General features: G+C 34.4%; 18 protein-coding genes. 4 read left to right on the top strand and 14 right to left on the bottom strand.

What is annotated here, in order from left to right; all coding sequences use genetic code 11:
• Positions 1-20: 20 nt before the first annotated feature.
• The 4 genes from ACFPH8_RS13720 to ACFPH8_RS13705 all read right to left on the bottom strand — a co-directional run bounded on the left by ACFPH8_RS13720 (position 21) and on the right by ACFPH8_RS13705 (position 3,636).
• Complete coding sequence (locus tag ACFPH8_RS13720) at positions 21-815, bottom strand: anti-sigma factor (protein WP_248395513.1); 795 nt, start codon at positions 813-815, stop codon at positions 21-23.
• 2 nt (positions 816-817) lie between these two features.
• Positions 818-1,357 (bottom strand): RNA polymerase sigma factor, encoded by a 540-nt coding sequence (locus ACFPH8_RS13715; RefSeq protein WP_376861787.1) that lies wholly within the window; start codon positions 1,355-1,357, stop codon positions 818-820.
• A gap of 75 nt (positions 1,358-1,432) precedes the next feature.
• Complete coding sequence (murB, locus tag ACFPH8_RS13710; RefSeq protein ID WP_376861785.1) at positions 1,433-2,446, bottom strand: UDP-N-acetylmuramate dehydrogenase; 1,014 nt, start codon at positions 2,444-2,446, stop codon at positions 1,433-1,435.
• Positions 2,446-3,636, bottom strand: coding sequence for a pyridoxal phosphate-dependent aminotransferase (locus ACFPH8_RS13705; RefSeq protein ID WP_376861783.1), 1,191 nt, complete (start codon positions 3,634-3,636; stop codon positions 2,446-2,448). Before ACFPH8_RS13705 ends, murB begins: the two co-directional genes overlap by 1 nt.
• Before the next feature lie 123 nt (positions 3,637-3,759).
• Between ACFPH8_RS13705 and ACFPH8_RS13700 the strand changes: the two genes are divergently transcribed.
• Positions 3,760-5,112: a PDZ domain-containing protein gene (locus tag ACFPH8_RS13700; RefSeq protein ID WP_376861781.1), complete on the top strand. Its 1,353-nt coding sequence runs from the start codon at positions 3,760-3,762 to the stop codon at positions 5,110-5,112.
• A gap of 56 nt (positions 5,113-5,168) precedes the next feature.
• Here the strand turns inward: ACFPH8_RS13700 and ACFPH8_RS13695 are convergent, their stop codons facing one another.
• On the bottom strand, positions 5,169-5,594 hold the full coding sequence (locus ACFPH8_RS13695; RefSeq protein ID WP_376861779.1) for a DUF1573 domain-containing protein: 426 nt from the start codon (positions 5,592-5,594) through the stop codon (positions 5,169-5,171).
• Positions 5,595-5,780: 186 nt separating this feature from the next.
• On the opposite strand from ACFPH8_RS13695, the gene ACFPH8_RS13690 reads away from it, so the two are divergent.
• On the top strand, positions 5,781-8,417 hold the full coding sequence (locus ACFPH8_RS13690; RefSeq protein WP_376861777.1) for a valine--tRNA ligase: 2,637 nt from the start codon (positions 5,781-5,783) through the stop codon (positions 8,415-8,417).
• Entirely contained in the window at positions 8,417-9,223 is an 807-nt protein-coding gene (locus ACFPH8_RS13685; protein WP_376861775.1) for a DNA/RNA non-specific endonuclease, read from the top strand. The genes ACFPH8_RS13690 and ACFPH8_RS13685 overlap by 1 nt, the downstream gene beginning before the upstream one ends.
• Before the next feature lie 13 nt (positions 9,224-9,236).
• On the opposite strand, the gene ACFPH8_RS13680 is transcribed toward ACFPH8_RS13685, so the two are convergent.
• The 4 genes from ACFPH8_RS13680 to gcvP form a co-directional block, all read right to left on the bottom strand.
• Complete coding sequence (locus ACFPH8_RS13680) at positions 9,237-10,085, bottom strand: glycosyltransferase family 2 protein (RefSeq protein WP_376861773.1); 849 nt, start codon at positions 10,083-10,085, stop codon at positions 9,237-9,239.
• Between the two features lie 91 nt (positions 10,086-10,176).
• Complete coding sequence (locus ACFPH8_RS13675; RefSeq protein WP_248395495.1) at positions 10,177-10,704, bottom strand: methyltransferase domain-containing protein; 528 nt, start codon at positions 10,702-10,704, stop codon at positions 10,177-10,179.
• 54 nt (positions 10,705-10,758) lie between these two features.
• Positions 10,759-11,817 (bottom strand): 3-oxoacyl-ACP synthase III family protein, encoded by a 1,059-nt coding sequence (locus ACFPH8_RS13670; protein ID WP_376861771.1) that lies wholly within the window; start codon positions 11,815-11,817, stop codon positions 10,759-10,761.
• A gap of 180 nt (positions 11,818-11,997) precedes the next feature.
• Positions 11,998-14,847, bottom strand: coding sequence for an aminomethyl-transferring glycine dehydrogenase (gene gcvP / locus ACFPH8_RS13665; protein ID WP_376861769.1), 2,850 nt, complete (start codon positions 14,845-14,847; stop codon positions 11,998-12,000).
• A 377-nt stretch (positions 14,848-15,224) separates the two neighbouring features.
• On the opposite strand from gcvP, the gene ACFPH8_RS13660 reads away from it, so the two are divergent.
• Positions 15,225-15,800, top strand: coding sequence for a UbiA prenyltransferase family protein (locus ACFPH8_RS13660; RefSeq protein ID WP_376861767.1), 576 nt, complete (start codon positions 15,225-15,227; stop codon positions 15,798-15,800).
• Here the strand turns inward: ACFPH8_RS13660 and ACFPH8_RS13655 are convergent.
• The 5 genes from ACFPH8_RS13655 to ACFPH8_RS13635 all read right to left on the bottom strand — a co-directional run bounded on the left by ACFPH8_RS13655 (position 15,780) and on the right by ACFPH8_RS13635 (position 20,692).
• Entirely contained in the window at positions 15,780-16,040 is a 261-nt protein-coding gene (locus ACFPH8_RS13655) for a hypothetical protein (RefSeq protein WP_376861765.1), read from the bottom strand. The genes ACFPH8_RS13660 and ACFPH8_RS13655 overlap by 21 nt on opposite strands.
• Before the next feature lie 4 nt (positions 16,041-16,044).
• On the bottom strand, positions 16,045-16,599 hold the full coding sequence (locus ACFPH8_RS13650; RefSeq protein ID WP_248395485.1) for a sigma-70 family RNA polymerase sigma factor: 555 nt from the start codon (positions 16,597-16,599) through the stop codon (positions 16,045-16,047).
• Positions 16,600-16,641: 42 nt separating this feature from the next.
• Positions 16,642-18,675 carry a M3 family metallopeptidase gene (locus tag ACFPH8_RS13645; RefSeq protein WP_376861763.1) on the bottom strand — a complete coding sequence of 678 codons (2,034 nt, stop codon included), beginning with the start codon at positions 18,673-18,675 and terminating at the stop codon, positions 16,642-16,644.
• A gap of 349 nt (positions 18,676-19,024) precedes the next feature.
• The gene (gene purE / locus ACFPH8_RS13640) at positions 19,025-19,513 is read right to left on the bottom strand and encodes a 5-(carboxyamino)imidazole ribonucleotide mutase (protein ID WP_248395481.1); all 489 of its coding nucleotides are present in this window, start codon (positions 19,511-19,513) and stop codon (positions 19,025-19,027) included.
• Between the two features lie 24 nt (positions 19,514-19,537).
• Positions 19,538-20,692, bottom strand: coding sequence for a 5-(carboxyamino)imidazole ribonucleotide synthase (locus ACFPH8_RS13635; RefSeq protein WP_376861761.1), 1,155 nt, complete (start codon positions 20,690-20,692; stop codon positions 19,538-19,540).
• Positions 20,693-20,748 lie beyond the last annotated feature (56 nt).

Genomic DNA, 20,748 nt, shown 5'->3' with positions numbered 1-20,748 from the left:
ATTTTAAGTTGTAATATTGCTTATTTATTCAGGGTAATTTCTGCAACCGAATTTTCTTTTGTAGCGCTTAATTTACTACCTCTTTGTTCTATGGTAATACTTAAAGCTAAAGCATCTTCGGTATATGGAATAGATTTTAATTGTCTGTCACCTTCATTTAATATACCTAAATTAACCATTTTGTCTTCCAGTTCCGCCCAAATTTGATAACATTGTTCTTCGGGTAATTGTGGTAAAGAAACCACATCTATCATAGACGTTTTTTCTTTGGGATTTATGTAAGCAACTGTTTTTAAGTTTTTAGCACGATTATTACCGTTTATAATATATTTTTCAGTTTCTGGATTGTTTAATTGTTTCATTTGACGCATTATTTCATCTAAACGCATGTTTTTCTGATCTAAATCATCCAATCTATCATAAATTTCATCCGCAATTTTCTGGTTCTCAATTTTTAACAGCTGATTTTGCTGAAAGAAAATATAGGTCGTGCTTGCAAACATAATGGCAATAACACTAGCCGCAATACTTAATTGAAACCATTTTTTACGTGTTCTTGGTTTATTAAGTGGGATAACTGGTGTTTCTTCATCCAAAGTATTCAAAATAGAATTCAGAATAGCTTTTGGTGCTTCAATAGCTTGACTTTGCGCTACCAGTTCTAATTGGTTTTGCATGGTATTGTAAGCTTGTTCTACTTCAGGATATTTAGAAATATAGGATTCTACGGTTTCTGTTTCCACTGAAGTCGTTTGGCCTATTAGATATTTTTCTAGTAGGTCAGAATTTAAAAATGTAGTTATTTTATCATTCATGACTATTTTATTTCTGAATCGTAAATTTTTTTAAGTTCACGAAGTCCAATTTTTAATCTCGATTTTATAGTGCCAAGTGGAATTTCCAACTCGTCACTAGCTTCTTGTTGCGTCATGCCCTCAAAAAAGAGCGCATTTATAACAATTTGATATTTTTCATCTATAGAACTTAAGTGCTTTTGTATGTCCAGCACATCTTGATTTAAACTATCACCTGTTAATGTATATACGTCCGAAGCGTCTATTTGGATTTCCTTACTCGCTTTATTATTGTACGAGCGGACTTTGTCAATGGCTGTGTTGTAGGCAATTCTATAAAGCCAAGTAAAAAGTTTGGCTTTTTTAGAATCGTATGTTTTTGCTTTTTTCCAAACTTTAATAAACGTTTCTTGTAGCGCGTCTTGCGCCAAATCTGAATCTGTAAGCACTTTGGAAATGACACCAAAAAGGGCGTCGCCATAATTTTCATATAATAATGAAATGGCTCTTTTGTCGCCTTTTTTTAATAAGCCAACTATTTCGTCTTCTATAGGTGTACTCAAAATTTATTTTTGGTTGTCGTTAGTTCTCATTTCTTAAATTCGTAAGAAAAGTTAAAGTTATATAATTCTAATCAATTAAATAATATTTACTTCAGCTTCAATTTCAATATTGAATAAGCGATGGATGGTGGTTTGAATTAATTTGGCTAATTTAAGAATATCTGAACCATTGGCATTACCATAGTTAACCAATACAAGTGCTTGTTTTTTATGCACTCCATAATCACCAAAGCGTTTGCCTTTAAACCCTGCTTTTTCTATTAGCCAACCTGCAGGAACTTTAACTTCTACATCTGAAATAATATACCCTGGAGCATCTGGAAATTGCAATTTTAAAGCCTGATAAAATTTAGTGGAGACAATTGGGTTTTTAAAAAAGCTTCCGCTATTTCCAATTACTTTGGGATCTGGTAATTTACTTTGCCTGATGGCAATAACGGCTTTAGAAATATCTTGAATGGTTGGATTTTTAATTCCCATTATAGATAATTGACTGGAAATGGCACCGTAGTTTGTATGTAATTTATGTGCATTTTTTGTTAGCTGAAAGGTTACATTACAGATAACAAATTGTCCTTTCGCTTCTTGTTTGAAAATAGAGTTTCTATAATCGAACTGGCAATCGGCTTTATTAAAGGTTTTAATTTTGCTTGACGCCATTTCTAGAGCATCACAAGACACAAAACGATCCTTTAATTCAATGCCATAAGCACCAATATTTTGAATTGGCGCTGTTCCTACATTTCCTGGAATGAGCGATAAATTTTCCAATCCACCAAAATCATGATCCAAGCACCATAAAACAAATTCGTGCCAATTTTCGCCCGCATTGGCTTTTATTGTTACCGAATTTTCATTTTCTGAAACTACTGTAATGCCTTTCAAATTTACGTGAATAACCAAAGCATCCATGTTTTTTGTAAGAAGCATATTGCTGCCGCCTCCTAAAATAAATTTTTCAGGATAGTTAGGCAAGGCTAAAACACTTTGTAATTCTACAATGGTATTTACAGATACAAAGTGTTTGGCTGTTGCATCTAGTCCAAAGGTGTTGAACGGTTTTAAGGATATGTTATGTGATATTTGCACTAATCTTTATAAACTTTTAAGGCTTCTTTTAAAATACGTACGGCTTTAACTAAACTTTCTTTGTTTAATACATAAGCAATACGAATTTGGTTTAATCCAACTCCTGGTGTTGAATAAAATCCTGCAGCTGGGGCAACCATAATAGTTTCGCCATCTATTTCAAAATCTTCTAATAACCATTGAGCAAAAGCATCAGAATTTTTAACAGGCAATTCTACAATACAATAAAAAGCACCTTTTGGTTTGGCAACTTTTACACCATCAATTTTTTCTAATTCAGCAATTAAAATATCACGTCGCGACACGTATTCTGTTTTTACCTCGTCAAAATAACTTTGTGGAGTTTCTAAAGCGGCTTCACTAGCAATTTGGGCAAGCGTAGGAGGACTTAAACGGGCTTGAGCAAATTTTAAAGCCGTAGCTATTACATCGTTATTTTTGGAAACCAAGCATCCAATTCGTGCACCACACATACTGTAGCGTTTAGAAACTGAATCAATCATAATGGCATGATCTTTTAAATTGTCTTCCTGCATAATGGAATAATGGGTAATACCATCATAAGCGAACTCGCGATAGACTTCATCCGCTATTAGGAATAAATCATGCTTAATAACAATTTCTGCTAATTTTTTTATTTCTTCTTTGGTGTACAAGTAACCCGTAGGATTCCCTGGATTACATATTAAGATAGCTTTTGTTTTTGGTGTGATGAGTTTTTCAAACTCTTCAATAGGAGGTAAGGCAAAATTATCTTCTATTTTAGAAATTACGGGAACAATATTTACCCCAGAAGCTGTTGAAAATCCATTGTAATTAGCATAAAACGGTTCAGGAATAATAACTTCATCATCCACATCCATAATGCTACCAAAAGCAAATAGTAAAGCTTCACTACCACCAGTGGTAACAATAATATCTTCTTTGGCTACGTTTATATCATGTTTGCTATAATAGTTCGCAATTTTGTTTCTGTATTCGTCCGATCCTTCAGATCTGGTGTAGGCTAAAATTTCTAATGAATTAATTTTAACAGCATCCAGAGCTACTTCAGGTGTTTTTATGTCTGGCTGACCAATATTTAAATGATATACTGTTTTTCCTTTCTTGTATGCTGCTTCAGCAAAAGGAACTAGTTTTCTTATTGGCGATTGTGGCATTAATGCGCCTTTTTGAGATATTTTTGGCATGAGCTTATAGTATTAAAAGCGTAAAGTTCTGAAAATTATATTGATTTAATTGTTAAAACAAGGTTGTAATTATAGATTAATCGGGAATTTGTTGTAATTTATACCGTCTTTCACATATAACAGATGAAACGTACTAAATTTATTTTCGTTGTTTTAACGCTTTTGGTCGGTTTTAATTTACAATCGCAGGAGCAAGCGTTTCAATTTATTGATGGTAAAACTTCTGATAAAATTCACTTTCAATTAATTAATAATCTTATTGTTATACCTATCGTTGTAAACAATATGACATTGTCTTTTATTTTAGATAGTGGGGTTACAAAACCTATTTTATTTGATAATCTGAACGGTTTGGAAGTTTTAAATTCCGAAAATAAAGAATCTTTTTTTTTAAAGGGTTTAGGAGATGGTTTGGTGGTTGAAGCTGTAAAGTCGACTCAAAACAAAATTGAAATCGGAAAAGCTGTTAAACACCATCAAACCATTTTTGCAATTTATAATGGAAGTATGGATTACACGCCAAAATTGGGCGTTCCTATTCATGGCATTATTGGTTATGATGTGTTCAAAGATTTTGTGGTGGATATTAATTACCGTTCAAAATATATTAAGTTATCAAAACCGAAAAGGCAAGATGGTGACTTATGTCGAAAATGCGAAAAAATTCCATTAAAGTTTCATAACTCGAAACCATATATTATTGCCGAAGTGACTATAGAAAATAAACAAATTCCGGTAAAAATGTTATTGGATACAGGAGCTAGTGATGCGCTCTGGTTGTTTGAAGACGCCTCCAAAGATATAGTTTCGACAGATAATTATTTTCAGGATTTTCTAGGGTATGGTTTAAGTGGTGGACTTTATGGGAAACGGTCCAAAGTGGAAGCTTTAACCATTAATTCGTTTATTTTGAATGAATCATTAGTGGCTTTTCCAACGGGAGAATCTATTGAAACGCTTAAAAAAATAAAGGATAGAAACGGTACCATTGGAGCCGAGGTATTAAAACGTTTTCATCTTACGTTCAATTACAAAGAATCTTATTTGATTTTAAAGAAAAATGCCAATTTTAATAAAGCCTTTAGTTACAATAAAAGTGGTATAGATATTGAACATCATGGTGTAAGACTAATTAAAAATTATAATTATAAATTAGAAAACGGTAGACTTGTTTACGAGCAGACACCGGCAGCTACTAATTACATTACAAATGTAAATCCACAAAATGATTTTCGGTTAGTTACGGTTCCGGCTTTTGAAATCGTCAATATTAGACCTAATAGTCCAGCGCAATTAATTGGGTTACAATTAGGAGATGTTATTTTGGAAGTTAATGGCTCTGACGTTGAAAAATATACGCTTCAAGAAGTTATTCAATTATTTAAAGGTCCAGACGGAAAAAAAATAACCATGCTTGTTGAACGTCAAGGGAAACCATTTCTCTACGAGTTTTACTTAAAAGACTTATTAAACTAAAAACAGCCTTGATTTCTCAAGGCTGTTTTGTTTTTAAAATAATGTAAAATCAATAATTACTGATTCATTACACTACTACTTTTCTTTTCTAAAACACTTGTTTTACTAGGATCAATAACTTCACCTTTAATTTTAAGTGCCACAGTAGGTGTGTTAGCATTGGAAAGAACCGTAATTGTTTTACGAATAGGGTTCACACGATTCGTGTCATACTTAACTGAAATTTCACCTGTTTTCCCTGGTGCTATTGGGCCTTCTGGTTTTTTTGGAACCGTACAACCACAGCTAGACTTCACGTCTGTAATAATTAATGGTGCATCACCTGTATTGGTGAATTCAAAAACACGTACACCATCAGCGCCTTTTTCAATAACGCCGTAATCAATTGTTGTTTCTTTAAATTCGATTTTTGCAACTTTGTCTTGTGCATTAGCAGCGAAGCTAATAAGCCCAACAAATAATATTGTAATTAAATTTTTCATAATATATATGTTTAATTCGATTGTAAACTTACTCACTTTTTCAGCATAAAACAAAAAAAATAGATGTATGGCAACGTTATAAATATGTTAAACTTGAATTGTTGCACAATAACACGTCTTTTAATTTTAATGAAAAAAGAAATATAAGTACTTTTGTATGTTATATTTCAAAAACTATTCCAAAGTATGCAAATTCCATCAAAATATGATGCAAGTCAAGTAGAGAGTAAGTGGTATGATTACTGGATGAAACACAATTATTTTCATTCCAAGCCAGATCATAGAGAGCCATATACCATTGTTATTCCACCTCCTAACGTTACAGGTGTACTTCACATGGGTCATATGCTTAATAATACCATTCAGGATGTCTTAATTCGGCGTGCGCGTTTACAAGGCAAAAATGCCTGTTGGGTTCCTGGAACCGATCATGCATCCATTGCTACTGAAGCTAAAGTAGTAGCCAAACTAAAGGAACAAGGGATTGATAAAAACGACTTAACGCGTGATGAGTTTTTAGAACACGCCTGGGATTGGACACATGAATATGGTGGTGTTATTTTAGAGCAACTAAAAAAACTAGGCTGTTCTTGTGATTGGGATAGAACCAAATTCACCATGGATGATGACATGTCAGAATCCGTAATAAAAGTATTTGTTGACCTTTATAAAAAAGGTTTAATTTACCGAGGCTACCGTATGGTAAACTGGGACCCAGAAGCTAAAACAACCTTGTCTGACGAGGAAGTTATTCATGTGGAACAACAAGGGAATTTATACTATCTTAATTATAAAATTGAAGGTAGTGATGAAACATTAACCATTGCTACTACGCGTCCAGAAACTATTTTTGGTGATACAGCCATATGTATCAATCCAAATGATGAACGTTTTAACCACTTAAAAGGTAAGAAAGCCATTGTGCCAATTTGTAATCGTGTTATTCCTATAATTGAAGACGAATATGTAGATGTTGAATTTGGAACCGGATGCTTAAAGGTGACACCTGCTCACGATGAAAACGATAAAAATTTAGGAGACAAACACAATTTAGAAGTTATTGATATTTTTAATGATGATGCAACGCTGAATAGCTTCGGACTACATTATGAAGGAAAAGATCGATTTGTTGTTCGTAAGGAGGTTGTAAAAGAATTAACAGCAAATAATACGCTAATAAAAACGGAGCAGCACTTAAATAAGGTAGGAACCTCCGAACGTACCAAAGCCGTAATTGAACCACGATTATCAGATCAATGGTTCTTGAAAATGGAAGATTTAGTAAAACCTGCAATTGAAGCCGTTTTAGGTGAAGATGCTGAAATTAAATTATTCCCGAAGAAATTTGAAAACACCTACAGACACTGGATGGAGAATATTCGCGATTGGAATATTTCTAGACAGCTGCTTTGGGGACAACAAATTCCAGCTTATTTCTATGGCGACGGTAAAGAAGATTTTGTAGTTGCTGAAAATATGGAGCAAGCGTTAGAATTAGCAAAGGCTGAAACTAACAACCAACAATTAACAACCAACGACTTACGCCAAGATAAGGACGCTTTGGATACTTGGTTCTCTTCATGGCTATGGCCAATGAGTGTTTTTGATGGGATTAGAAACCCAGAAAATGAAGAAATAAAATACTATTACCCAACCAACGATTTGGTAACAGGTCCCGATATTTTATTCTTTTGGGTAGCACGAATGATTATTGCGGGTTACGAATATAAAGACGAAAAACCATTTCAAAATGTTTATTTAACAGGATTGGTACGTGATAAACAGCGCCGAAAAATGAGTAAATCATTAGGGAATTCGCCTGATGCCTTAAAATTAATTGATGATTATGGTGCTGATGGTGTTCGTGTTGGTTTATTATTAAGTTCAGCCGCTGGAAACGATTTAATGTTTGATGAAGCACTCTGCCAACAAGGAAAAGGTTTTGCCAATAAAATATGGAATGCCTTCCGTTTAGTAAAAGGCTGGGAGGTTAGTGATACGATTCCACAACCAGAATCTAGCAAGATAGCTTTAGAATGGTTTGATGCAAAATTTCAGGAAACACTTGTTGAAATTGAAGATCATTTTAGTAAATACCGTTTGTCTGATGCTTTAATGGCAACTTATAAACTTATTTGGGATGATTTTGCTTCGTGGTTATTAGAAATTGTAAAACCTGCTTACCAACAACCAATTGATGCCAAAACATTGCAGGAGGTTCATGAGCAATTTGAAAACATATTAAAAATATTACATCCATTTATGCCATTTCTTACGGAAGATATTTGGCAGTATATGGAAGCTCGTACGCCTGAAAACGCATTAATTGTTACGGCTTGGCCAGAACAAAAAGGGATTAATACAACGTTGATTGCCGAGTTTAACTTTATGCAAGACGTGGTTTCGGGAATCCGAAATATCCGAAAGGACAAAAATATTCCGTTTAAAGATGCCATTGGATTTTCAGTCATTAATAATGACGCAATTTCTAAATCCTTGGATGCCGTTATCATGAAACTCGGAAATTTAGAAACTATAGAGTATGTTGATGGTGCTGTTGATGGCGCTTTGACATTTCGTGTAAAATCTAACGAATATTTTATTCCTATTGCAGGTGCAATAAATGTTGAAGAGGAAATTAAAAAGCTAGAAGACGAATTAAAATACACCGAAGGCTTTTTAAAATCGGTTCAAAAAAAATTAGCCAATGAGAGATTTGTTGCGGGAGCTCCGGAACAGGTAATTACAAACGAACGTAATAAAGAGGCTGATGCTTTAGCTAAAATAGAAACGTTGAAAAGTAGTTTAGCGAGTTTAAAATAATGACGAAACGAACTGTATATTCCATACTAGCCATTGTACTAGTTTTTGGTGTTTACGGTTATGAGTTTTTTTTGAATAAAAAAGAAGAACAAGCAATTGTAGATTCTGGTCGCGAGATCAAGACGCCTACAGTTGCTTTTTTTTTACCAACCAGTACAACGGGTCAAGTAGTGCATCATCAAGGATATTCCTTAAGTTATAGCGAAACTCATGAACAAGCAGAATGGGTTGCTTACGAATTAAAAAAAGAACACCTATCTCAAACTAATTTTGAGCGTCCCTATTTTGAGATAGATAAAGCCGTAAAAACCGGTGCTGCGAGTTGGCGGAATTATAAAAATTCAGGATACGATCGTGGGCATTTATGTCCCGCTGCTGATAGACGTTATAGTAAAGAAGCACATGATGAAACGTTTTTAACTAGTAATATTAGCCCGCAAAATCATGAATTTAATTCCGGTATCTGGAACACGCTTGAACAGAAAACGCGCTATTGGGCTTCAAAATATGATGGTGTTTATGTAGTGACTGGAGGTGTTCTTAAAAAGAATTTAAAAACTATTGGAAGCGAAAAAGTAGCCGTACCCAACCAGTTTTATAAAATTATTTTAGACTATAATGAAGGTGATCCAAAAGTGTTAGCGTTTTTAATGCCTCATGTAAATTCTAAACAACCATTATATAATTTTGTGGTTTCGGTAGATGCTGTTGAAGAACTAACAGGGATAGACTTTTTCCCAGAATTAGATGATGCTATTGAAGCTAGAATTGAAGCTTCTTCTGATTATAAACAGTGGCGGTTTTGAATTGTTTTTTCTATTATTTAAGTTTGCCAAGCATACCGTTCCAACGCAATTTTCTAATAAAAATGCCTTGTTCTTCAGTAACCAAAGGTTCTATTTTGTTCTGTTTCGCCTTAAAAAAACCAGACATATAATCTTTAAATAAACGGAAGCTTCTTTTTTTATAGGCCAATTTTATTGCTGATATCAACGTAATTAAAAATCCGTAGCGCATTCTATACATGGCTTCACCTTGTAAGTATTTTGACGCTTTATTGTAACTTTTACCGGTTGGTTTTAAATGTTTAACGTGTAAGTTGTCATCCGTTAAAATCTCCCAGTTGTAAAATTTGGCAAGTAGTTCATCTACGGTGTCCCAACCCATGGATGGTTTCAGTTTACCAATTTCTAAAAAGCAGTTTTTTCTATAGGCTTTTAGTGCGCCACGTATATGATCTTTTCGCGTTAGGTTTTCAAGAATCCATTCATTGTTTTCTTCAATAAAACAGAATCCAGAAGCCATTCCCAGCTTGTCATTCTCTTGAAAATGTTTGGCCAATTCTTCCAAGTAATTTTCAGGAAATATCAAATCAGCATCAAATTTACAAATCACATCATAGTCGCTATCTAGTGTTTCGTACCCTTTATAAAAAGCGTTGATTATTTTACTACCAGGTAAATGTTTATCAGAAGACACCGTGTTTACTAATGAAATCCAGTTATATTTTGTGGTAAAACCTTCAACAAGTCGCTGGGTGTTATCGGTAGAATTATCATTCACAACAACCACCTGTTTAGGTAAAAGGGTTTGGGTTGCTAGAGACACCAAAGTTTGTTTAATGTATATCTCCTCGTTGTGGGCTGGAATGATGATATAAAAATTCAAAAGTTATGATTTAAGGTTTAAAGTTACAGGAATTCAAATTTGGGAACCATAAACTTATTCTCAAAATGTGAAATTTTAAATGGAATAATTATTATTTGTTTATTCTTTCTGCATAGACAATATAATATCTTGGTGTAAACCAACGTAAAATGGGTCTGATACCTACTTTTTTAGTTGGATTGGTCCATTTTTCACGCGCTATTATCTTCCAGCCAGCTTTTTCTAAAAGCCAATCAAACTGCCAATCTTCAAATTCATGGTAATGTCTGTCCCACATGTCCGTTTTACTTCTATAAGCAGGAGAAAACCATAAACGCAAGGGAATACTAGCGACTAATTTATCGGCTTTAATACTCTGTAATACGGTAAAAGGGGATAGTAAATGTTCGAATATTTCAAAAGCAGTTACGACTTCCGCTTTTGAATTTTCAATAGCTCGCGTATTCACATCCAAATCTTCACCAGTGGTATTTTCAACTGGATAACCAAGATTTTTCATGATAGGCGTAAACGGATTTTCAACCCCTAAATCTAAAATACTAGAATTGGTTGAAATGTGCTTTTGAAGAAATTCAGCAGTATGTTTAAACCGTTTATTTGGATAACTTTTTTCGTACATTATTTGTCCTTCAAAAAGGGGAATATTATGTGTGAATTTAAATTGAAACCTCGGTTAATACTTGTAAACAATGGCATTAATGTTCATTCCGGCACCTACACTGGCAAACATAATAATATCGCCTTGATTAATAGTATGTCCTGTTAATTCATCTTTCAAAATTAAATCAAATAAAGTAGGAATGGTGGCCACACTAGAATTCCCAAGATTATTAATGGTCATGGGCATAATACCTTGTGGCATTTCCATATTATAGAGCTTATAAAACCGTTGAACTATAGCTTCATCCATTTTTTCATTGGCTTGGTGAATGAGAATCTTCTTTAAATCTGTTATTTGATAACCACTTTTATCTAAACAGGCTTTCATGGCAGTTGGCACATTTTTTAAGGCAAATTCGTAAATTTTGCGGCCGTACATTTTAATATATCTACGTTGATCCGTAATGGCCGAATTATTAGTTTCTCCAAAATATATAAAATGAGCTTCATCTAGCGCATACGTGGCGCTTTCGTGTGCAATTATTCCGCCTGAACCATCTGTTTCCTCAACAATTACTGCTCCAGCACCATCGCTATAAATCATGGAATCGCGATCGTGTTTATCCACCACACGTGATAAGGCTTCGGCTCCTATAACCAAACATTTTTTTGCCATTCCTGCCTTGATAAAAGCATTGGCTTGAATGACACCTTCAATCCAACCAGGACAGCCAAAAAGCAAATCGTAAGCCACACACTTCGGGTTTTTTATTCCTAATAGGTGTTTGACTCGAGAGCCTAAACTTGGCACTGTATCACTTTGTTCTGTGTTGTGTTTAACATCACCATAATTATGGCCAACAATAATATAATCTAGTTCTTCTGGATTTATTTGTGCGTCTTTAATAGCATCTTTCGCCGCATAAAAGGCCAAATCGGATGTGGTTAAATTTTTGTCTGCATAACGACGTTCATTAATTCCAGTTATTGCTTTAAACTTTTCAATGATAACTTCATTGTTCTGCATTAATGACGATCCGTCTGTGTTGAGAAATTCATGCCGATTGAAGTCCGAGTTACGTTCAATACTACTCGGTATATAACTACCAGTTCCTGTAATTTTTATTGCCATATTTTTGCATTCAATTTAGTTGGGCATGCACTAAATTAGTTAATAAATTATTGTTTTAACTACTCGCTATTGTATTTGTTCCATTTTTTACGAAAATGATAAAAAAATCGACAATAAACCTATATATAATAAAAAAAACAAGGCCTTCTTAACGGAAGGCCTTATTTTAATTTGTATGTTTTATGCGTCCATGTAATCTTCAATAGGTGCACATGTACAAATTAAATTACGATCACCATAAGCGTCATCAACACGTCTTACAGTTGGCCAAAATTTATTATCCCGCACATATTCTAATGGAAATGCAGCTTGTTCTCGCGTGTACGGCATAAGCCATTCATCAGCAGTTACCATATCTAAAGTATGAGGTGCATTTTTAAGCACATTATTGGTGTCATCTTTAGATGTTGCTTCAATTTCTTTTCTAATGGAAATCATAGCATCACAAAAACGATCCATTTCTGCTTTACTTTCACTTTCGGTTGGCTCAATCATTAACGTTCCAGCAACAGGAAATGAAACTGTTGGTGCATGGAACCCATAATCCATTAAACGTTTTGCAATATCTGATACTTCAATACCATTTTCTTTAAAGGCACGACAATCTACAATCATTTCATGAGCTGCTCTACCGCGTTCACCAGAATACAATGTGTCAAACTGACCTTGTAAACGTTGCTTGATGTAATTGGCATTTAAAATAGCAATTTTAGTAGCTTCCGTTAAACCTTTTGCTCCTAACATTTTTATATAACCGTAGGAAATTAAACAAACCAATGATGAGCCAAATGGCGCTCCAGAAATTGCTGAAATAGCATTAGTTCCTCCCGTTTTAATAATTGGGTTGCTTGGTAAAAATGGCGCTAATTGTTTAGCAACACAAATTGGTCCAACACCAGGTCCACCACCACCATGAGGTATTGCAAATGTTTTATGAAGGTTTAAGTGACAAACATCTGCACCAATATTTCCAGGATTTGTTAATCCTACTTGCGCATTCATATTGGCACCATCCATATAAACTTGACCACCATTATCATGAATAATTTTAGTGATTTCTTTAATAGCCGACTCATAAACACCGTGTGTTGATGGATAGGTTACCATGATACAGGATAAGTTGTCTTTGTGTAATTCCGCTTTTTCGCGTAAATCTTCTACATCAATATTTCCTTTTTCAGTAGATTTTGTTACCACTACTTTCATACCTGCCATAACAGCACTCGCCGGATTGGTTCCGTGAGCAGATGATGGAATTAAACAAATATTTCTATGATGATCACCACGAGATTCATGGTATGCTTTTATAACCATTAACCCAGCAAACTCACCTTGAGCACCCGAATTTGGCTGTAATGATGTTGCTGCGAAACCAGTGATTTCTGTAAGTTGATCTTCCAATTCTTTTAAAACTGTTAAATAGCCTTCAGCCTGATCTGCTGGAACAAATGGGTGAATAGTTCCCCAATTTGGTGAACTTAATGGTAACATTTCAGCGGCTGCATTTAATTTCATGGTACAGGAGCCTAATGAAATCATCGAGTGATTTAGCGATAAATCCTTACGTTCTAATTTTTTGATGTAGCGCATTAATTCTGTTTCCGAATGGTGCGAATTAAAAATGTCATGCGTTAAAAATTCAGACGATCTTTGTAACGATTCCATCACCATATTGGTTTCAGAAAGCGCTTTAATTTTAATGGTTTCTTTACTGGCAACACTTGCAAAAATTGAAACGATTTGATTCGCATCTTTAAGTGTTGTTGTTTCATTAATAGAAATTGTTACGGTATCGGCATCAGGATAATAGAAATTAACACCTACTTTTTCAGCGGCTACTTTAATATTATTAGCGTTTGCTTTAACTTTAATCGTATCGAAATAAGCTGTGTTTAATTGGTTAAAGCCTAGTTTATCTAAAGCATTAGCAACAGAAACAGCCGTTTTATGAACACGATTAGCAATAAACTCTAAACCTTTTGGACCATGATAAACGGCATACATTCCAGCCATAACGGCTAAAAGTACTTGAGCTGTACAAATATTTGATGTTGCTTTATCACGTTTAATATGTTGCTCTCTGGTTTGTAATGCCATACGTAACGCACGGTTTCCATTCATGTCTTTGGTTACACCAATAATACGTCCTGGAATATCACGTTTATACATTTCTTTTGTTGCAAAGAAAGCTGCATGCGGTCCACCATATCCCATAGGAACACCAAAACGTTGTGTGGTTCCTACAACCACATCTGCACCAAATTTCCCAGGAGCCTCTAATTTTACTAAACTTAAAATATCGGCAGCAACGGCTACTTTAATATCGTTGTCATTTGCTTTAGCAATGAATGTTTTTATATCTGTAATTTGTCCGTCCTTACCTGGATATTGCAATAATGCACCGTAGAATTCCGAAGAAAAATCGAATGTATCTTCATTTCCAACAACTAATTCAATACCAATAGGGTTAGAACGAGTTTCTAAAAGTGATAAGGTTTGTGGCAAAATATGTTCTGAAACAAAAAATTTATTCACATTTGCTTTTTTCTGATCGCGTGATCTAACAGCAAATAACAAGCCCATAGCTTCTGCTGCAGCCGTACTTTCGTCTAATAGCGAAGCGTTTGCTAATTCCATACCCGTTAAATCTGTAACCATGGTTTGGAAGTTTAAAAGCGCTTCCAACCTTCCTTGAGCAATTTCTGCTTGGTAAGGCGTGTATGCTGTATACCACCCTGGATTTTCCAGAATATTACGTTGAATAACCGCTGGCAAAATGGTTGGGTGGTAACCCAAGCCAATATAGGTTTTGTATGTTTTATTACGTTTAGATAATTCATGAATATGTGTCAAGTATTCTTGCTCACTCATGGCTTCATCAAGATTTAAGTCCTTTTTTAATCGGATATCATCTGGAACAGTCTCGTAAATTAGTTGATCTAAGGAGTCCACACCAATGGTTTGTAACATGCGATTTTGGTCTTCTTCTCTTGGACCAATGTGACGTTGTGCGAAAGCAGTTGTATTCATTAAAAGTTGTGTTGAATTTAGGCTGCAAATTTACGGAATTATTCACGTTTAAATGTTAATGAAAATGAAAGTTTTTAACCAATTGATTTTGTTATTAACACTTTGTGTATTTTTGTTTTATGCGTTTTGAAAAACACTTTTTCGATTTTTATATAAACAGCAGTATTCACGTGGCTTTATCTGCGTTTGCTTTAAGTTGGTTAACGCTAATAGAATACCAAATTCCTTTTGATACCCACGTACTTTTATTTATATTTTTTGCAAGCATTGCCGGATATAATTTTGTGAAGTTTTTTGGCTTGGCAAAATTTCATCATCGAAGCTTATCCAGTTGGTTGAAAATAATTCAGATTTTCTCCTTTATATGTTTGCTAAACATGGCCTATTTTGCAGTGCAATTGCAAACTAAAACCCTATTTTATTTAGGCTTTTTTGCGCTGATTACATTTTTGTATGCCATTCCGTTTCTTCCGAAAAAGTTCTATCTAAATAAACAGCAAAATTTACGAAATGTTAGTGGGCTTAAAGTTTATGTTATAGCTGTAGTTTGGTCAGGCGTTACGGTGATTATTCCTTTAATTAATAATGATAGACTGCTAGATTCAACGGTGATTTGGGCTTTTGCGCAACGATTTTTATTTGTTTTAGCTATGATGCTTCCTTTTGAAATTCGTGATATGCAGTTTGACAGTATTAAATTGGCAACTATACCTCAAAAAATTGGCATTAAAAACACCAAGATTATGGGTGTTATTTTAGCGTGTTTATTTTTTGGAATGGAGTTTTTTATGCCAGAAAAAGCACTGGGTAAATTAATTATTCAGTTCGGAATTACTGGTTTAGTAATTTTAAGTATACTCTTTTCTAGAAAGAATCAAGGAAAATATTACAGCGGGTTTTGGGTAGAAAGTATCCCTATATTGTGGTTAGTACTAACGCTTTTGTTTGGATAATTCTTCATTAAACTGCGCTTTTATTTGTTCGCGTTCAATGGTTTTTAAACAATGGACTTTTGAGCTTTTTACAGATTCAGAAAGCTTTGTATTTCGTTTAACGTAGGACCGTGTTATTTTGCACATAAAGTAACGTAACGTCAATTTGAATTTCTCCCAACCTGTCGCTTCATTGTATTGCGCCTTGTCACAAATATGTTGTGCCTCATCGCAGGTAATAAATAAAAAACTTTTTTTCATGCTGCTAATTATACCAAGTGTTTTCCATGCATTCTGCCATAGCTGTTCGTGCTCTATGTACAATAACCCATAGGTTAGACGGTGTAATATTTAGTTCATTACAAATGGTTTCTGTTTCGAGCCCTTCAATTGTTTTCATTTTAAAAACAGTAGCTTGTTTTTCAGGTAGCTTTTCTAGACAACTATAAATGGCATCGCCCAATTCATCATTTTCTAGCGTGTCTTCGGCTGTTTTATCAAACGGATCTGCAACGCGTTCCTCTAACCAATCACCTTCTTCTTCATTACTATTATAAGACATGCGAACTTCTGCTTGTCCTTTTTTAGAATTTATTTTCCGATAGTGATCAATAATTTTCCGTTTCAAAATAGAGATAAGCCACGTACGCTCGCTAGCTTCACCTTTAAAATTTTTCATGGATTTTAAGCCTGCAAAAAATGTGTCTTGTACCAAATCCTTGGAAATTTCACGATCACTAACACGTGATATGGTAAAATTAAACAAGTAATCCGAATAACGATCAATCCATTGATCTGGATTTATTAGGTGTTTAGGCATAAAAGTCTTTCAGCAATTTTTATCAAAAATAGGGTAAAATTTCTATTTCTCAATTAATCCAGCGCGTTTTAGTAAAGCATCAGGTTGTGGTTCTTTGCCACGAAAGCGTTTGTATAAAACCATAGGGTCATCTGTTCCGCCTTGAGATAAGACGTTATCTTTAAATTTTTTAGCGACGTCTACATTAAAAATACCTTGCTCTTGGAAATATTCAAATGCATCGGCATCTAAAACTTCAGCCCATTTATAACTGTAATATCCTGAGCTGTAACCACCTTGAAAAATATGAGAGAATGACGTGCTCATACAATTTTCTGCGACATCTGGATAAAGTTTGGTGTTTTTAAATGCTTGCAGTTCTTGCGCTTTTACGTTAGTTATAGTCGTTGGATCTTGACCATGCCAGCTCATATCTAACAAACCAAAACTAATTTGACGCATGGTTTGCATGCCTTCATGGAACGTGGAAGATGCTTTAATTTTCTGAATTAAATCCATTGGAATTACTTCGCCAGTTTCATAATGTGTCGCAAAAATTTCAAGTGCCTCTTGCTCATAACACCAGTTTTCTAGTACTTGACTTGGTAGTTCTACAAAATCCCAAAATACACTTGTGCCAGATAAACTTGGATAGGTTGTATTGGCAAGCATGCCGTGAAGTGCGTGCCCAAACTCGTGAAATAACGTCGTAACTTCGTTAAACGTTAATAACGATGGTTTTGTTTTTGTTGGTTTGGTGAAATTGCAAACATTTGAAATATGTGGACGGCTATTTTCACCGTTTTTTATGTATTGCGGTTTGTAAACCGTCATCCAAGCACCATTTCTTTTTCCTGGTCTTGGAAAAAAGTCAGCATAAAAAATGGATACTAAATTGCCTTTGGTATCGGTTACTTTATAAGTAAGAACATCTTCATGATATTTGTCAATGTTATTAATTTCTTCAAACTGCAAGCCAAACAATTTTTTAGCAATGGTAAAAGCACCATTAATGACATTCTCTAACTTGAAATACGGTTTTAATTTTTCATCATCTAAATCAAATAACTTCTGTTTCAGTTTTTCACCATAATAGGCACCATCCCATTTTTGAAGTTGATCAATACCATCTAAATCTTTAGCAAATTTCTCTAGATTTTTAAATTCATTTTCAGCTGCTGGTTTTGCCATTTCCAGAAGTTCATTTAAAAATGTTTCAACTGTTTCTGGATTTTTAGCCATACGTTCTTCCAACACAAAGTGTGCATGCGTTTTGTAACCTAATAAGTTAGCGCGCTTAAAACGAAGCTTAGCTATCTGCAATACGTTTTCTTGGTTATCATATTTGTTATTTTGAAATGCTTTAGCTCCAGAGGCAATAGCCAGTTTTTTACGCAGTTCCCGATTGTCAGCATAGGTCATAAACGGAATGTAACTTGGGTAATCTAAAGTAATTAACCAACCGTCTTTATTTTTGCTTTCGGCTAAATTACTTGCAGCTTCTTTAGCGCCTTCTGGCAAACCGGCTAAATCTTCTTCGTTAGTAATATGTAACTCAAAATTATTGGTTTCGGCTAAAACGTTCTCGCCAAAGGTTAATTTTAGTTTGCTTAGGTTTTTGTCAATATCACGAAGTTCTTGCTTTTTATCTTCTGGAAGATTCGCCCCATTTCTGGAAAATCCTTTATATTTTTTATCGAGTAAGGTTTCTTGCTCCTTGCTTAATTGAAGTGTGTCTTTGGAATTATAAACAGTTTTAACCCGTTCAAATAAAGCTTGATTTAAGGTAATATCGTTACTGAATTCTGATAATAATGGCGAAACGTCTTGGGCTATTTTTTGAATAGTGTCATTTGTTTCAGCCGAATTCATATTAAAAAATATACTCGATAAGCGATCCAATTCTTCACCTGAAAAATCTAAAGCTTCAATCGTGTTTTCAAACGAAGGCGCTTCAGAATTTTTAGTAATTGCATCAATTTCAGTTCTGGCTTTATCAATGGCTATTTTAAAAGCCGGTAAATAATCTGCATCCGAAATTTTTGAAAATGGAGCTGAATTATAAGGTGTGTCGAATGGTTTATTAAGTATACTCATGACTATTTTTTCAATTTATTTTTCTTTAAAATCTTTTAGGCTTAAAATGTTGTTATTAAGATGTTTGCTTCTGTGTTTTCAACAGGAAACATGATTCCGCCTTATTAGATGATAAAGGTTAGTAATTTATTTGATTTCATTTGTTAAAAAACATTTAAATCATTGTGATACTTTTCCTACCAAGTCAGTAATAACGGGATTATTAACTAAAATTTAAGACAATAAGGTGGTTGTAATTTACTTTTATGCAGTACTTTTGTACCAGATTTTTTCATGAGAGTTTCATTCTCACTTAAAAATTATTGATTAATAGCGTTAAACCTCGGCTTCTGGCCGAGGTTTATTTGTTTTAAGACTTTTTTAAATCTTTAGCAGATTCAATAACTTTTGCTTTTAATCCTTCTTTGTAGGTCACTATTTTATTTAAAATATCAGGATCTGAACTTCCTAAAATTTGAGCTGCTAAAATACCTGCATTTTTGGCGCCATTTAATGCAACTGTTGCTACCGGAACACCACCTGGCATTTGCAAAATAGATAATACGGAATCCCAACCATCAATAGAATTACTGCTTTTTACAGGAACGCCAATAATTGGTAAAGGCGACAATGAGGCCACCATGCCTGGTAAATGCGCAGCACCTCCAGCGCCTGCAATAATAACTTTTATACCACGTGTATGTGCATGTTTACTGTAATCGAAAAGCTTTTCAGGTGTTCGGTGCGCTGAAACAATATCAACTTCAATAGATATTCCAAATTCCGTTAAAATATCAATAGCGTCTTGCATAACTGGCAAATCACTCTTACTTCCCATTATAATTCCTACTTTGCTCATACTTTATATATTAATATCTGTTTTTTATTTACTAATAACCTGAATCGTTTTCTTGACGTCTTCTGCAATTTTTCGTGCTTCGGAAATAGAGTTACTCACAATGGTTACATGTCCCATTTTTCTGAAAGGACGTGTTTGTTTTTTACCGTATATATGTGGTGTAACGCCATCCATTGCCATAATGGTCTCCATATTTTTATAAACAACATTTCCCGTATGATCTTCAGCTCCAACTAAATTTACCATAACACCAGCAACTTTGTTTTCTGTTTTACCTAAAGGTAAGTTTAAAATGGCACGAAGGTGTTGCTCAAATTGCGATGTATAACTAGCTTCAATAGTCTGATGTCCCGAATTATGTGGTCTTGGAGCCACTTCATTAACGAGAATTTTGTCATCTTGAGTTTGGAACATTTCAACTGCCAGAAGGCCGACATGGTTAAAGGCTTTTGAAACTTTTAAGGCAATATCGGTTGCTTTTTTTGCCACTTCCTCATCAATTCGAGCAGGACAAATTACATACTCTACTTGATTGGCTTCTGGGTGAAATTCCATTTCTACAACGGGATACGTTGCCACATCACCATTAGGATTTCTGGCTACAATAACCGCTAATTCATTTTTAAATGGAATCATGGTTTCTGCAATACATTCCACGTTGGGAAGTCCAATTAAATCCTCTACCTTTCGCACAACTTTTACGCCGTTTCCGTCGTATCCAAATTGGGCACATTTCCAAACAAAAGGCAGTTTTAAAACTTCGTTTTCAAGTGCATCTTCAATTTGACTGGTGTATGCAAAGCGTGAAAATTCGGCTGTTGGAATACTATGATCTAGATAAAATAATTTTTGCGTGGCTTTATTTTGAATAATACGTAAGGTCTTGGATGATGGATATACTTTCACACCTTTTTTTTCTAAATCTTCAAGCGCATCGGTGTTTACGTTTTCAATTTCAAAGGTAACGACGTCTAAATCTTTTCCGAAGTTATAAACGGCATCATAATCCATTAAATTGCCTAAATGAAATTCGTTACAGGCAATTTTGCAAGGTGCTTCTGGGCTTTCGTCCATGACACTGGTGTAAATGTCAAATTTTCGGGTATCATTTAGAAGCATTTTACCTAATTGGCCACCACCTAAAATGCCTAATTTAAAGTTGGAAGAAAAGTAATTCATGGTCTTTTTACATTTAAGCCTATTGGCGGCTGGTAAATAATTACCCAACAAAAATA

The sequence above is a fragment of the Bizionia hallyeonensis genome (assembly GCF_042657385.1).
In the GTDB taxonomy this organism is placed as follows: domain Bacteria; phylum Bacteroidota; class Bacteroidia; order Flavobacteriales; family Flavobacteriaceae; genus Algorimicrobium; species Algorimicrobium hallyeonense.
Note: the sequence above shows the minus strand (reverse complement) of the source record. Positions and strands in the feature narration are given on the sequence as shown.